7 protein-coding genes and 1 pseudogene are annotated in these 15,245 nt (G+C 69.6%); 3 read left to right on the top strand and 5 right to left on the bottom strand.

What is annotated here, in order from left to right; all coding sequences use genetic code 11:
• The first annotated feature begins 54 nt into the window (after positions 1–54).
• Genes VT85_RS21760 through VT85_RS21750 form a run of 3 tightly spaced genes read left to right on the top strand, consistent with a single transcriptional unit; the run spans position 55 to position 5,279 of the window.
• Positions 55–2,625 carry a hypothetical protein gene (locus VT85_RS21760; protein WP_156513010.1) on the top strand — a complete coding sequence of 857 codons (2,571 nt, stop codon included), beginning with the start codon at positions 55–57 and terminating at the stop codon, positions 2,623–2,625.
• A gap of 39 nt (positions 2,626–2,664) precedes the next feature.
• Positions 2,665–3,594: an ABC transporter ATP-binding protein gene (locus tag VT85_RS21755; RefSeq protein WP_068419983.1), complete on the top strand. Its 930-nt coding sequence runs from the start codon at positions 2,665–2,667 to the stop codon at positions 3,592–3,594.
• Between the two features lie 5 nt (positions 3,595–3,599).
• Positions 3,600–5,279, top strand: a complete 1,680-nt coding sequence (locus VT85_RS21750; RefSeq protein ID WP_068419981.1) for an ABC transporter permease — start codon at positions 3,600–3,602, stop codon at positions 5,277–5,279.
• Positions 5,280–5,317: 38 nt separating this feature from the next.
• Here the strand turns inward: VT85_RS21750 and VT85_RS21745 are convergent, their stop codons facing one another.
• The 5 genes and pseudogenes from VT85_RS21745 to VT85_RS28715 form a co-directional block, all read right to left on the bottom strand.
• Positions 5,318–7,204: a sensor histidine kinase gene (locus tag VT85_RS21745; protein WP_068419980.1), complete on the bottom strand. Its 1,887-nt coding sequence runs from the start codon at positions 7,202–7,204 to the stop codon at positions 5,318–5,320.
• Between the two features lie 43 nt (positions 7,205–7,247).
• Positions 7,248–8,195, bottom strand: coding sequence for a phage holin family protein (locus VT85_RS21740; RefSeq protein ID WP_068419978.1), 948 nt, complete (start codon positions 8,193–8,195; stop codon positions 7,248–7,250).
• A 115-nt stretch (positions 8,196–8,310) separates the two neighbouring features.
• Positions 8,311–9,213 (bottom strand): endonuclease/exonuclease/phosphatase family protein, encoded by a 903-nt coding sequence (locus tag VT85_RS21735; protein ID WP_068419976.1) that lies wholly within the window; start codon positions 9,211–9,213, stop codon positions 8,311–8,313.
• An 11-nt stretch (positions 9,214–9,224) separates the two neighbouring features.
• Positions 9,225–11,396, bottom strand: a complete 2,172-nt coding sequence (locus VT85_RS21730; protein ID WP_068419974.1) for a glycosyl hydrolase family 65 protein — start codon at positions 11,394–11,396, stop codon at positions 9,225–9,227.
• Positions 11,397–11,679: 283 nt separating this feature from the next.
• Positions 11,680–14,712, bottom strand: a pseudogene (locus VT85_RS28715) (patatin-like phospholipase family protein); the annotation flags it as partial.
• Positions 14,713–15,245: the final 533 nt, after the last annotated feature.

Below are 15,245 nucleotides of genomic sequence, written 5' to 3'. Positions count from 1 at the left end.
GCGCGGCGAGGGGCCGCCGCGCCCCGGGGCCCGGGTTGGGGAGGCTCGTCGACCGTGAAACGACGCCAGTCGATGCTTCGGGTTCTGGTGCCGGCGCTGATGCTAGCGATGGCGGGCGTCGCCCCGACGGCGTCCCGGGGCCAGGAGCCGGATTCGGCCCCGAGCGGGCTGTCGGCGGCCGACGAGGAGCGGCTGCGGATGCTGAGCGACCCCGAGGCGCTGAAGCAGGCCGCGGCGCGGGACAAGCTGCGCACGCCGTTCGAGTTCTATCGCTCGCAGGTCGCCCCCAGCGACGTCCTCCCCTGGGTCAAGGCGCGGCACTGGCACGGCCTGACCGTCGAGATGCGCGCGAACCTCGACGACTACGTCGGCAGCCTCCAGACGACGCCGATCGAGATCCCGGGGTCCGCCAGCGACCTGACCTTCGGCCGCGAGGCGAGGCTGGTCAAGGAGCAGCGCAGCCGGCTGGGGATGCCGATCCTCCTCCCTCGTGCGGCCGGCGTGAAAGACCTCCCCGTGGAGATGATCCGGGAGGGCGCGATCCGGCCCGACCAGGTCTACAGCGCCGCCGTGCGTCCCCTCGCCCCTCACCAGATGATCACGCTCGTCTTGTCCAAGGGGGCCAACGGCGGCTACGCCCCCTGGGGGCGCCTCAACGCGACCCTGCCGGCGACGCTCGATCGGGAGGACGTCCAGGCGGCCGACGCGTTCCGCTATTACCGCCTGGTCCTGCCTCTGGAGCCCGACAAGCCGCTCCTGCCCACCCACCCCCTGACCTGGACCGCGATCAGCCATATCGTCTGGGACGGCCTGGAGCCGGACGTCCTTTCGGTCTCTCATCAGCAGGCGCTGATCGATTGGATCCACTGGGGAGGGCAACTCGTCATGATGGGGGGGGCGGGGCCGAAGTTCTCGGTCCTGCGCGAGAGCTTCCTGGAGCCGTACCTCCCGGCCGATTCCTCGGGCGAGGGCCGGGCCCTGACCGTCGACGAGCTGGCGGCGCTCTCTGCCGCGTACCGCCCCCCCCCGGGCGCCGTCGCGGCCGTCGCGCCAGAGGCCGACCCGAACTTCGAGGCGCAACGGACCGCGATCTACGGGCGGGGCCGCGGTCCCGAGTTCGGCGTCTCGCCGCCTCGTCGCGCCTCCTACGACGCCCCCGCCCCGATCCGGCCGCAGGCCGGCCGTCCCGTCCAGGTCGCCGGGCTCCGGCCCCGGCCGGGCGCGACCGTCGTCCCGATCGGGGGCGAGGGCGGCGCGACGCTGGCCGTCGAGCGGCGGGTGGGGCGGGGCCGGATCACCATGCTCGCGGTCGACCCCACCGACCCCGCGCTGGCCTCGTGGAACGGGATCGACACCTTCGTGCGGCGGGTCGTCTTCCGTCGCGCGGAGGAGTCGTCGGTCGCGCTCGGGACGGCGTCCGGGTCGGTCGAGGCGGTGAGGTGCATGCAAGGGCCGGACCTGAGCTGGTATCGAATCGCCGCGCGGGACGCGGACGCGCCGAGCCCGGCGCCGGCGCCCGCCCCCGATCCCAGGCTCGAGATGCGGACCTACGTCCAGCCCAACCCCGCAGGGGGCGAGACGATCGGCGTCGACTATGGATTCACGGGCGGCGAAATCCGCCTGCCCGAACTGGGAGGCGTGGCCGAGTGGCGCGACGAGGCCCGAATCCCACGCCTGGGCCGCGACGCCCTGGAGTCGGCCTCGGGGATCAAGGTCCCCAGCTCGTCGTTCGTGCTCAAGGTGATCCTGGCGTACGTGCTGGCGGTGGCCCCGCTGAACTGGCTGGTCTGCCGCGTGATCCTGCGGCGTCGCGAGGCGGCGTGGGTGGTCGTGCCGATCCTGGCGTTGGGGTTCGCCGTCGGGGTGGAACGGGTCGCCGCCTATGACCTGGGGTTCGATTCCGCCTGCGACGAACTGGACGTGCTGGAGCTGCAGGAGAGCCACCCGCGCGGGCACCTCAGCCGGTTCGTCTCGCTCTACAGCACGGGCCACGGCCGCTTCGCGATCCGGTTCCCGGACGATCCGACCGCCCTGGCCCTGCCGTTCGCCTCCGGGCGGTCGATCGCCGGCGAGGACCGCACCACCTCGGCCTGGCGGTCCTACCCGGTCCCGGCGCTTGAGGACTTCACGGTCCAGCCCCGGAGCCTGGCCATGTTCCGGGCCGAGCAGATGCTGGACCTCCCCGGGCCGATCGCGATCGAGGAAGACGGCCCACGGCGGACGATCCGCAACGGCAGCGGCCTGGAGCTTCGCGACTCGACCCTGGTCGAATACCTGGGCCCCGGCGAATTCCGCGAGACCTATTTGGGCGCGATCGCCCCCGATGCGGACGTGGACCTCGACGGGCTTGAGCCGAGGGACGCCCCGGCACAGGTCGCGGGGTTCGACGGCCCCGATCCCTCGGCGATGCTGGCCGCATTCCGCAACGCGTGGGAGGATCGGCCCGAGGCCGTCGGCGAGGTCCGGCTGGTGGCCTGGACGCCCGGACCGGCCTCCGGACCCCGATTCGAGCCGGCCCTCGACCGCCACCGCGGCGCGACGGTCGTCGTGGCCCACCTGCGGTACGGATCTCCGCCGTCCCCCGGCGGGCGGCGTTACGACCTGACGGCCCCCGAAAACGAGTGAGCTGAGCGACACGAGCCCGGACCCGGCGAGGAGCGGCGCATGATCGAGGTGGTCAACTTCACCAAGCGGTACGGCGAGTTCACGGCGGTCGACGACCTGAGCTTCTCCATCGGCGAGGGCGAGACGTTCGGCTTCATCGGCCCCAACGGGGCGGGCAAGAGCACCACCATCCGGTTCCTGGCCACCCTGCTCCGGCCGACCTCCGGCGAGGGCCGGATCGCCGGCCACTCCGTCACCGAGGACCCGATGGCCGTCCGCCGCGTCATCGGCTTCATGCCCGACGACTTCGGCGTGTACGACGGCATGAAGGTCTGGGAATTCCTGGATTTCTTCGCCGTCGCGTACGAGATCCCCAAGAGCCTGCGGCGGCGGATCATCGGCGAGGTCCTCGAACTCCTCGACCTGACCCACAAGCGCGACGACTACGTCAACGGGCTCTCCAAGGGGATGAAGCAGCGCCTCTGCCTGGCGAAGACCCTGGTGCACGACCCGCCGGTCCTGATCCTCGACGAGCCCGCCTCGGGCCTCGACCCCCGCGCCCGGCTGGAGATGAAGGCGCTCCTCAACGAGCTTCGGCGGATGGGCAAGACGATCCTGGTGTCGAGCCACATCCTCTCGGAGCTGGCCGATTTCTGCACGTCGATCGGCGTCATCGAGCGGGGCCGGCTCCTGGCGGCCGGGAGCCTCCGCGAGATCCAGCGGCAGATCCGCGCCCATCGCGTCCTGAAGGTCGAGCTGACCGGCGGCGAGACCGACGGCGCCGTCGCCATCCTGCGGGACGACCCGTCGATCCGGTCGGTCGAGGCCTTCGGCCGCTCCGTGACCGCCGAATTCCACGGCGACGACGAGGACATGGGCCGGCTCCTCGGCCGCCTGATGGCCGCCGGGGTCCCCGTCCAGTCGTTCGCCGAGGAGCCTCTGAGCCTGGAAGAGGTGTTCATGATGATCACCAAGGGAATCGTGAACTAAACATCATGTGGATACGCGAGAATCCGGTCCTGAATCGCGAGCTGATGACGACGCTGCGGGCCCCGCAGGCGTTCGTGCTCCAGTTCGCCTACGTCGCGGCGCTGGGGGCCCTGGTCTACTTCTACTGGCCGGCGGGCGACGACGGCTCGCGGATGGTCGGGCCCGGTGTGGCGAGGCGGCTCTACGACATCTTCTTCCTGGGGCAGTTCTGCCTGGTGGCCCTGCTCGCGCCCACGTTCGCGGCCGGGAGCATCACCGGGGAGAAGGAGCGCAAGACGTATGAGATGCTCCTGGTCAGCCCGCTCAGGCCGCACACGATCCTGATCGGCAAGCTGTTCAGCTCGCTCGGCTACCTGGTGATCCTGATCCTCTCCAGCCTTCCGCTGATGATCCTCTGCTACCTCCTGGGGGGGCTCCTGCTCTCGGAGATCGCCAGGAGCTACCTCGTCCTGGTGCTGGCGGCGGGGACGTTCGGGCTCTTGAGCATCGCGTGCTCGAGCGGATTCGCGCGGACCAGCTCGGCGCTGGTGGTGAGCTACCTCGTGGTGCTCCCGCTGGCGGCGCTCTGCGTGGCCCTGACGCGGGCCGACGACCCCGCGACGCGCGACTTCGCGTCGGTGGCGATCCTGCCGCCGATCTGCCTGATGATCTGGACGGTGGTGGGGATCGTCGTCAACAACCGCCTGCTGCGGCCCCTGGACGTCGGCGGCCAGGGGGGGGGCGTGGTCGACGAGGAAGAGGAGATGAAGTACGCCATCGGCGTGGTCATCGACCGCGACGCCTTCCCCGACCGGCTGTTCGCGCCCGCGAAGCGGAACGACCTGATGCCCGACGGAACCAACCCGGTCCTCGACAAGGAGCTTCGCAGCGAGATCTTCAGCCAGGGGACGCTGATGCTCCGGGTGGTGATCCAGTTGAGCATGCTGCTCTCGATCCCCCTGATGGCCGCGCTGCTGTTCCTGCGGTCGGACCTGGCGGCGTACTACGTGGCCTACGTGCTGACGTTCAACCTGCTGGTCGGGCCGGTCTTCTCGGCGGGGAGCATCACCCAGGAGCGCGAGCGGCAGACGCTGGCGCTCCTGCTGACGACGCTCCTGACCCCGAGCCGGATCGTGATCGCCAAGCTGACGGCGGCGATGCGGGTCTCGACCGTGCTGACGTTCCTGCTGACCGAGCAGATCCTCCTGGCGTATCTCATGCTGCCGGAGCTGCGGGGGAGGCCCTGGACCCTGGCGGTCTTCCTCCTGATCATCGCGGCGACGTGCCTGACGACCTCGTCGGTCGGCCTGATGTGCTCGGCCCTGTCGCGGCGGACGTCGACGGCGATGGTGCTCTCTTACATGACGCTCCTGATCCTCTTCGTGCTCCCCCTGGGCGTGCGCTGGTACTTGCAGGGGGTGTCCGGCGAGGCCGCCCTCTCTCCCGGCCGCCTGGCGGCGATCACCGTCACCAGCCCGTACGCCGCCGCCGTGAGCGTGCCGATGCACCTCTACCGCGCCGGCGACTCCTGGGGGAGCGATCGTCCCGATGTCGCGGCCTCGCCGCTGGTCCAGTTCCCCGGCGGCTGGGACGCCCCCGTCTGGATGGTGTTCCTGGTCGCCTGCCCGATCCTCGCGGTCGTCTTTTCCGGGGTCGCCTGGCTCGCCTTCCTCTGGCGGTGGTGGCGGGCGGGCGACGGCGCGTGAGGCCGGATCGGACGGAGGGCCGACGAGGCGCGAGGAGGTCAGGCCGGGGCCGAGGGCTCGCGGGCCTCGCCGGGCGCCGTCGCCGGGACGTACGCCGCGACGGGGAGGCGGACGGTGAAGGTCGACCCTCGGCCGGGGGCCGACTCGAGGTCGATCGCCCCGCCGTGGTCCTTGACGATCCCGTAGCTGATCGACAGGCTGAGCCCGGTCCCCTGGCCGACGGGCTTGGTGGTGAAGAAGGGGTCGAAGATCCTGTCGCGGTCTTCCGGGGCGATCCCCCGGCCGTCGTCCGAGACCCGGATCTCCAGGCCCTCGCCGACCGCACGGGTCTGGACGAGGACCTTCCCGCCCGGCCGGCAGGCGTCGATCGCGTTGGAGATCAGGCTCTGGACCACCAGGTTGATCTTCGCCGGGAAGCAGGTCAGGAGCGGGAGGGGCGCGAGGTCGGTCTCCAGCGCGACTCGCCGTTCCTCGGCGACGGTGCGCATCAGGCGGACCGTCGTGGCGATCCCGGCGTTCAGGTCGGCCTCCTTGAACTCGGCCTCCTCCAGATGCGCGAAGTCCCGGAGGTCCGCGACGATCTTCTGGATCCGCATCAGGCCGACCCGCGACCGATCCAGGAGGCTGTCTAGGTTCTCGAGCACGAAGGGGAGGTCGACCTCCTCCTCCAGGTCGCAGATCCGCGCGTAGAGGTCTTGCTGGTATTCCTCCAGGGTCTGCGCGGCCTGCTGGTAGAGCCGGAGGATGTCGTGCAGCCCGGCGACCTCGCGCCTGAGGACGACGAGGTTGTTGGTGACGAAGGCCAGCGGGTTGTTGATCTCATGCGCCACCCCGGCGGCGGTCTGGCCCAGGCTGGCCATCCTCGCCTGCTGGAGCATCCGGGACTGCGCCTGCTTGAGTTCCTGGTGGGCCTTCTGGAGCGAGTCGTGGGCGCGGCGGGTGTCGCGAAGCGCCAGGGCGAGTTCGTCGTTCGCGCGGCTCAGGTCGCGGGTCCGTTCCTCGACCTTGACTTCGAGCAGGTCGCGGGCCTCTCGGAGCTTCCTCTCGACCCGCTCGATTTGGCCGCCGACGCGGCCGGCGATCCGCTCGCAGATGATCCCGCACAGGAGGATCGAGGAGGCGGCCAGCGCGGCCGAGGAGACCGCGGCGGAGGAGGCGCCCGAGGTCGTGGTGATCAGGTGGGTCAGCCAGGCGACGACCCCGACGGTCCCCATCACCAGGGGGAGGAAGGTCCGCAGCAGGCGGGCTCGCACCGACGGCCCGGAGAGCCTCAGCAGCGGGAACGCCCGCGGCCCGGCTGCCGTCGCGATCCCCGCGCCCAGGGCGATGAAGCAGAGGGCCGTGTTCAGGGCCATCGGGATCGACTCGGTGCCGTAGAGCAGGGGGGCGTTCGGGCTGAACAGGTAGCCCAGGGCGAACACCAGGCCGGTCATCGCCGCCGCGACGCCGCCGACCCCGGCCGCGTGGTCCATCCAGGCCCGGCGGTTCGCCAGGCTCAGCATCACGAGGGACGCGCCGGAGACCACGAACGCCGACGCGGTCGTCAGCGCCATCTTGCCGATCGGCGCCAGGCCGAACCGCCCCCCCGGGATCCGGAGGAACCAGGCGTCGACCTCGAGGCCGTCGCCCAGGGCGAACTCCCCGACCCGCAGCATCGCGATCAGGGCGACCAGGAGGCCGCCCGCCGCGGCGAACCGGCGGGCTCGCGCCCCCCCGGCGGCGATCGCGGGCAGCCCCGGACCCAGGACCAGGAACGCCAGGGCGGTGTTCGGCGCCATCGGGATGTAGCTGGCGCGCAGGCCGAGGAGCACCGGATTCCCCGTGGCCCATCCCGCGAGCGCCAGCAGGCCGACCACGGCGACCGACGCCCCGCACGCCTGCGTCGGCCTCCGGAAGATGGGACGCGAGAGGTGGGATCGTTCCACCGGTCACCTCAAGGAAGATATGTCTGGAGACGGGGCGGGGGGCTCATCCCGCGTCGTCGGCGGCCTTCCTCGGGGCGCGTTCGGCCAGCGTGCCGTCGTCGAGATACCACATTCCGTCGGGGCCCTTCACGAAGCTTCCCCCCGTCGGCAGCGACCAGATGGGCCCCTGCTCGCGCCGGCCTCTGACGAAGACCTGCGCCGTCCAGGTCGCGTCGATCGCCGTCTTGCCGCCGCTCTTCTCCGACTTGAACCCGGAGATGACGAACACCAGCGGCGCCGAGCCCTTCGCGCGGCCCTCGCGGAGCTGCTTGAGCCGTTCCTTCCAGTACCGCTTGAAGCCCTCGAAGGACGCGAACTTCGACGAGGTCCGGCCGGCGTTGTCGAGGAGCAGCCACATGCGCTTGTAGTGCGGGAAGTGGTGCGAGAGGGCGTTGTAGTAGTCCCGGAGCGCCTGCTCGGGGGTCATCCGGACCGGGCGTTCCAGGGTGATGAGGATCGGGTAGAGGAAAGCCAGGCCGACGGCCCCGCCGACCGCGAAGACGACGAGCGCCGCCGCGTACAGCTCCGTGGCCAGGCAGATCCAGAGGACGACCAGGACGAGCGCCGTCCAGAGGCCCAAGGCGGCGAGGGTCGGCCCCCACTCCGAGCCGCGCGACCAGACCTGATCGACGGCCGACGCCCCTTCGAGCCGACGCGCCGCGGGCCGCTCGCGAGGCGACGGCCCAGGCTCCTCCTTCGCCTTCGCGCGCTCGACGGCCTTCGCCGCGTGGGCGGACTCGGCGGCGGGCTTCCACTCCGAGTCGGCAGGCGGCGCGGGGGGGCGTCGGGGGGCGACGTCGGGAGCGTCGGCCAGGTCGAAACTCTCGCCGCCGGGCGCGACGATCGGCTGTCGGGGAGGGCTCCCCGGCCCCGGCTCGTCCTGGAAGAGCCATTCGGCCGCCGCGTGGTCGGCGTCCTTCTCGGGGTCGGGACCGGTCGGAGAGGCGGCCATGCGGTGCGAACCCCCAGCGGGGCCTCCATACGTCGTCTGTGGCGTGCGTGCGTCGCGTCGTCTCCATCCTCGCAATCGGCGAGGGTCCGCGACAAGGCCCGACCGGCGCGCCGGGTCAGCGGGCCTCGAACTCGACCAGGACGGCCGCATGGTCCGAGGGCCAGACGCCGGGAGCCTCGTCGATCCTCGTCGCCGACAGCGGGAAGATCGCGTCCCCCTTCCAGAACACGAAGTCGATCCGGTCCTGGATCTGCTCGGGGAACCGGGGCGACCACGTCCGGTCCTTCCCGCGGTCGACGACCGGGTTGCACACCCGGTAGGCGTCGCGGTATCCCGCCTCGGCGACGGCCCTCGTCACGGGCCAGGGGACGACCAGCCCGTACTGATCGCGGGCGAGTTCGGTGTAATCCAGGTGTGAGTTGCTGTTGAAATCCCCGGCGACGATCACGGGGAGGCCCGGCGTCCCGGCCGTCTCCGCGGCGGCGCCGTCGAGGATCGCGCGGACTTCCTCCACGCGGCTCGGGCCGTCGTCGGCGACGAGCTTCTCGGCCGATCGGCCGTCGCGCGAGCGGGGGTCGGTCCAGACGTCGTCGACGTAGTGGACCCAGACCGAATAGACGGCGATCGGCGGGCCGCCGGGGGGCTCGATCAGGGCGCCGACGCAGTGGAACGGCTTGTAGACCGAGAGGTCGCGGCGGATCGGCCAGCGGCTGAGGATCGAGACGTTCGTCCCTCGGGGGTGGAAGTGGAACCCCAACTCGCGGGCGATCGCCTCGCCGCTGCCGTAGGTTTCGACCATCGCCACGACGTCGGCCCGGCTGGCCCGGATGACCTCGGCCACCCGCCTCTGCTTGGCGAGCTTCGCCTCGGGCGCCTGCTCGTCCATCGCCCGGTCCCCGCCCCGCCAGATGTTCCAGGTCAGGACGCGGACCACCTTCGGGGCCTCGTCGCCCCGCGCCGGGGCGATCGCCAGCACGGCCGCCAGGCTCGAGATCAGGAATCGGAGTCGTCGCGACATTCGGATTCTCCTCATCTCAGTCGACGGCAGGTGCAGGTCTCGCCTTCGCGGAACCGGACCTTCAGCGGCCCGTCCTTCGAATCGTACGCGCGGGGGCCGTCGTCGGTGGAGATTTCCCAACGTCCCTCGGGGAGCCAGACGGAGAAAGGGGAGCCGTCGACGATGCGGGCGGTGAGCTTGACGACGTCGGGCTCGGCGGCGAGGTCGAGGACGTGTCCCTGGGCCTGGACGCCGGTGACGGCCAGCGACGGGGCCTTCGACGGCAGCTTCGGGTCGATCTTCAGCCCGCCGGGGCGGGGCTCGACGCCGAGGAAGCCGTAGAGCATCACCTGGGGCGTGAGGACGCTCTCCATGAATTCCTGGTCCAGCCCGAGGCCCCCCGCGGGGCCTCCCCCTTGCAGCGTACCCCGGCCGGGCTTGGCGTAGTAGGCGCGGTAGCCCCCTTCGGCCTGGACCTCGCCGAACCAGTCGAGGATGGCGCGGAGGCGGGCCCAGGCGTCGTCGGGGCCGTTGACGCGGAGCCTCGACATCATGTCGAAATGGGAGAAGCCGAGCACTGCGCCGCCGTCCTGGACCTGGCCGCCCCAGGGGATTCCTTCGGGGGCCGACCAGACCCAGCCGTAGGTTTCGACGTTGCGCCGGGTCGTCGAGCGGGGGCCGAACCGCCAGTGGTAGATGTCGGCGCCTTGCGAGGTGTCGCCGGCGACGAGGCGGCGGCCGTCGAGCCAGTCGTAGACCGCGCGGGCCTGCTCGTCGGTCGCCAGGCCGTAGGCGATCGCCTCGGTGTTCACGAACACGAAGCCGTAGTCGTACGCCTTGCCGTCGCGGTCTCGCCAGCCGGCGAACCGGCCGGTTTCGGCGTTCCAGAAGGTCTCCCCGAACTTCGCCTTCACCTGCGCGGCAAGCGCCCGCAGTTCGTCGGCCGCGAAGGGTTCGACGTCGGCCGGGATCGCCCATTCGGGGTGATCGACGATCGCGGCTTCCAGGTCGGCCTGACGGCGAAGGGCGTCGTACAGGTAGATGGTCGCCAGGCCGTCGTCGCCGCCGAAGGGGAGCAGGTCCCAGTAATTGTTGCCGACCCCCGTGCCGTGGAGCAGCGTCTTCGTCCCGTCCGGGCCGAACGCCAGGCCCGAGCGGCCGTCATGCCCCACCCAGGGGACGCGGACCAGGTGATGCTCGCGAACGCCGAACTCCCGGAGCGCGTACCGCAGCGCCCCGCGCATCCGGCCGATGTTGGCCTTCAGGAACGGGAGGTCGGTCGTCCAGGCGAAGTACTCGGCCGACCCGACGACGAAGTTGATGTTCGTGATCGGGTGCCGCGTGTCGATCGCCGAGATGATCGACTTGAGGGTCACGACCGCTCCCTTGGCGCCGTCGAGTTGCAGCCGGACGCGGGACAGGGTCCCCTCGTACCCCGGTCGCCGGTGGAGCGGCACGTCGGCGAAGGCCTGCGCGCCCGAGGCGGGGGGCGTGGACATCGGGGCGCGGCGGTCGGCCTTCCATTCGGTCTCGCCCTGGAGGATCCAGTCCAGCGAGGGCCTGGCGTCGGGGCCCAGGCCCTCCGCCCCCCATTCCAGGCGGACGTACGGGGCGACGAACGTCTTGCAGGCGAATGCGGGCGTGGCGACGGTCGCCGAGTCCTCGGTGATGCGGAGCCGGAGGCCGCGATCGGGAGCGATCCCCTCGACCACCGCGCCCTGGATCTCCCAGCCGTCGGTGTTCGTCAGGGCCTTGGTCGGGAAGTTGTCCATCAGGTAGTTCTCGCCGGCCGTCGAGAAATACCAGCCGACGCCGCCGGCCTGCTGGAACGTCGGGAAGGGCCATCCGTCGCTGTGCGCCAGGCCGCGATGCTGCTGCATGGCGACGTACCCTTCGTCGTCGATCCGGCGCTCGAGGAAGACCTTCCGGTAGTAGTCCCGCGTGGCCTGGGCGGTGGGCGCCGGGCCGACGGCCGGCCAGAGCGTGGCGTGCGGCAGCCAGGCGTCCCAGAGGGTGCAGTTCGTGGCCGCCCTCGCGTGGTGGAGCCGGAACAGCTCCTGGAGCCTCGCCATGGCGGGCTCCTCGCCGGGGACGACGAACCGGGGGAAGTCGTCGGCGGGGGCGGCGGGGGGCTCGCCGCCGACCGCCGAGGCGGCCAGGAAGCCGAGGAAGCCCATCTGGAGCATGAGGCGGGGGAGGGTCATGGGGAGGGATCCGCGGGGTGGGGGAGGGACGACGGACGTCGAGCTTCGGTATAACACGCCCCGCCCGGTCGGTTCCAGGGCGCGGCGGCCTCGCGCTTGCGTCGCGCCCCCGGAGCGGGGCCGGGCGTTCCACGCCCGTAATGGGGTCGTCAGGCTCCGCCCGCTCTTGCGGCCTGACGCCGCACCATTGATGATCCGAAAGCCCCTCGGCTCGTCGAGGCGCACGTGCCGAGGGGGGGGCAGTGGACCGGGGCCGCCGCCCCCCTGCCTCGTCGGTCGATGATCACGCGCCTGCCGACTTCGCCTCCACCTTGCCCTTGGCGTCCATGACCTTGGCGATCATCCGCCTCGCGATGGCGGAGACGTCCGGCCAGGCGGCTCGCGAGAAAGGCGGCGCCGAACCGGGGCTCGGATTGAGATGAAGGCCCGTCACGAAGCCGAGTTGACGATAAGCCTCGGCCTGGCGCTGGGTGAAGAACTGGTCGATGTTCGACTCGTGGGGGAACGACTCGTTGGCCTCGAAGTACTTCCTGACCTCGATCGGCCAGCTGTCGACTCCCCAGTAATTCGGCTTGATGAGGAACAGCGTCGCGAGTTCCTCGACGTCGGGGTACTTGATATATCCACAGAAGACCGGAAGCACGGGCGTTGTGGGGTCGCTCCTGAAGGAGCGATTCTTCAGGTGGGGGAAAAGCCTTGCAAGCCACCAGGGAGGCCGGTCGGGTTGGGATTGCGCCGTCACCCATCGAGTCAGGCTCTCTTCCAGAGGTTCATCGAGATCCGCCTCGCCGTCGTCGTTGCAGGCGAAGAATCCGATGCCTTCGGTCTCCCGGGCTCTCCTCACGACGCTGAGGAGGTCCGACATTTCGAACCGCGCATCGTTGGAGACGTCGGAGACGATGATCATCCGGCAGCGGCGTTCGAGGAGCAGTTCGAGGCCGAGATTGTCGTAATGGGCCCCGTCCGAGAGGAAGAGGAGCGGGCGACTCTTCCAGAATTCGACGGCTCGAAGCCGTCGCCTACCGCCCTCATTCGCGCCGCCGTCGACCTTCGCCTTCTGGTTGTGGAGGCGGAACCACTGGTCTCGGAACCACCAGATCGCGGAAGTCGCGAGGAGTACCAGGGCCATAGGCCGCCAGAAGAAGTACGCCCGTCTTTGAGGATTGAGCGCCCACTGGCCCAGCCGCCAGTTGAATAGACTCAGCATGAAGCTCGAGATCAGGGTCTGCGACTGCGCCGGCGAGATCGCGGCCCCCGAGATGGCCATGGCGTCCGCGAGCTTGATCTTGCCGAGATCGGACCACGAGTAGGCGTCGGTCCTCCGGTAGCCGGTGACCTCGGAGCCGCAATACAGGTTGCCGAACGTGAAGTTGCGGCTCTCGTCGCCCCGATCCGCCCAGTGGCGAGGCATGTTCACCGTCGCGGACACCAGATGGTAGGGGTAGCCATGCGCCGTCGTTTTCAGCTCCTCCATCGTCAGGTCCCTTCGATCGACGTGCTCGTCCGCCAGGAACGCTTCCCCGAGCCGGCCACGGTAGAAGTCGTGCATCGACGTCCGGTTCAGATTGATGAGACATCCGGAGATCAGGAAAACGACGAGAGTCCCCAGGAGGAACCGGCCGCGAGCCGCCTGATCGAAGTCGATCAGCCGCCACCAGGTGGCGCCGGGGCTGTCGTAATAGGAGAGCACGCTCCGCACGTAGTTGAGCTCCGCGGTCGGCTCCGCCGACTTCTCCAGGCTGTGGTTCCGATGCTCGGCCTCGTAGCTCGTGCCGGGCTTCGCGTCTCGGATGTGGTAGCGGTAGTCGGCCCCGATCAGCGATTCGACGGCGGTCCTGACGTCCTCGTAGCGTAGCTGACCCCGCCCGCCCAGGGAGGTCAGGCCGGCATCGTACCGGCGCGCATTCGCGTCCACCGGAAGGACCGTGTAGAAATCGCGATAGGATTGCGCGGTGTCCTGGATGATCTCCGAGATGGGGGTCGTCCGGCCCAGCGGTCGGCTGCGGATGCGTCGTTCGACCTCTTCCAGGATCGATTTGCCGCCGGTCACCTGGTCTAGCCGTACCAGGTCCTCGGCCGTGGCCCGTCCTTCTTTCGCCAGTCCCGGTCCGTCCCCGAACATGATCTGCTGCCGTGCCAGAAGGACCCTCGCGTTGACGGCGGACTTGGCCACCCCGGAGAAGTCCTCCCGGGCCACCCAGTACACCACCATGAGGGGGACCAGGGACATGGCCGACGTGAACAGGAGCCGGAGGATCTTCTCGATCGAGTTGCCGCCCAGGGTCCCTCCGACCTTGATGAACCGCTGCGAGACGAGAAACGTGGCTATCGCCACGAGCGCCTGCAGCAGGGCCGCGATCCGAACATATTCTTCGTACTGCCCCCCCGGAGCCTCGCGCACCTGGAGGACCCATCCCCCCGTCACGACGGTGTCGAAGTTGGAGATCATCACGGCGACCGAGCAGAGGACGAGGATCAACCAGGAGATGAGCAGACGCCGCCACAACCCTCGCAACACGAAGGGGCGCGAGGATTCGTCGCAGAGCCACGCGAATAGACGGAAGGCGATGCCGACCACCACCCCGACGACCACCAAGATCCCGCCGAAGTAGGGCCGTACCGAGGACGCCATCGCGCCCGAGACGATCAAGGCCAGGCAGGTGACGGTCGCCGCGCCCAGGAACCAAATCTGCAGAATCGCGACATAGAAGGCGGCCGTCAAGGCTGCCAAGGGGATGATCATCGCCCGAGCCAGGTCGCTGCTCTTGATGAATTGAAGCATCGTCGCCAGCCATGGCGATCCGGAGTCCTTCGCCCAGTAGCTCCAGTCCTGCCAGTAGGTCCCATCCAGGGCTCGGAATGCATATGCGACGGCCCCGCAGAGCAGGACCACGAACGAGCCCAGGCACAGCAGGTTGAGCAACAGGCCGAAGAGCCATCTCGCGTACATTTCGGACAGGCGGGAGAGGAAGTTGAACTTGGTGATGATGTTGGAATATTTAGGGTCGTGGAGATATTGATGCTCGTTGGGTACGGAAGTCTGGTCCCTGGAGCCGGCGTTCGCCCCCTCGTAATTGAGGTTGCGGACCAGGGGGGATTTGGCTTCATGCTCGTCGCGGTCGGTCGAGTCGGTCTTCGAAGGATCGCCCCCCGGGCGGACCACCTTGGCCGAAACATAGGCTCCGATATAGCCGCCGCCCGACACGGTGGCGAGGTAGTCCACCAGAGGCAGCAGCTTGCTCGCATGGAAGGCCTGGAGGACTCCCAGGTTGAACATGGCCGACCGGATCCCTCCGCCCGACAGGGCAAGACCCACGGCGTCCTCGACGAACTCGGGGCCGCTCCGGGGATTCCGCCTCCCGAGGCCTTCGTAACCTTCCGGCATTCTCTCCGACGAGCCCATGAATGCGTGGTCGCGTCGTTTCCGGATGGCCTCGGCCTCTGCCTTTCTCAGCTTTTTCAATCCCTCTGCGCCGCCTTCGATGTACGTGCCGGGATCATAAGGGGGATTGGGATTGTTCATTGGGGGGGCTCGAAAAGTGTTGGTGATCGATCGCAGCGACGAGTGATGATCCCTCGATGGTTCGCGGGCGGTTAAGGACTCGATGTAAGGCTTCGCCAAAATGAACACGACGCACGGACAAGCGATGTCTTACGCAGCATGAACAATTTTTAGCGAATCCCGGCGTGTACAGCGTTCCGACTAAGGGCCGCCCCGGAGACGCGATCGAGGACTGCCCAGGGTCTTCCGATGGACCTTGTCGGGCGCGGCGGCCTCGCGCTTGCGTCGCGCCCGCCGCGATGCCACGATGGGCTCGGCCGGCCCGGGGACGCGCGGGACGCCGATTC

Source organism: Planctomyces sp. SH-PL62 (genome assembly GCF_001610895.1).
In the GTDB taxonomy this organism is placed as follows: Bacteria; Planctomycetota; Planctomycetia; order Isosphaerales; family Isosphaeraceae; genus Paludisphaera.
Note: the sequence above shows the minus strand (reverse complement) of the source record. Positions and strands in the feature narration are given on the sequence as shown.

What these genes read in the sequence shown, in the direction of transcription:
- VT85_RS21750 (WP_068419981.1), top strand. Translation starts at nt 3,600, where the DNA reads ATGTGGATACGCGAGAATCCGGTCCTGAATCGCGAGCTGATGACGACG.
- VT85_RS21755 (WP_068419983.1), top strand. Translation starts at nt 2,665, where the DNA reads ATGATCGAGGTGGTCAACTTCACCAAGCGGTACGGCGAGTTCACGGCG.
- VT85_RS21735 (WP_068419976.1), bottom strand. Translation starts at nt 9,213, where the DNA reads ATGTCGCGACGACTCCGATTCCTGATCTCGAGCCTGGCGGCCGTGCTG.
- VT85_RS21740 (WP_068419978.1), bottom strand. Translation starts at nt 8,195, where the DNA reads ATGGCCGCCTCTCCGACCGGTCCCGACCCCGAGAAGGACGCCGACCAC.
- VT85_RS21730 (WP_068419974.1), bottom strand. Translation starts at nt 11,396, where the DNA reads ATGACCCTCCCCCGCCTCATGCTCCAGATGGGCTTCCTCGGCTTCCTG.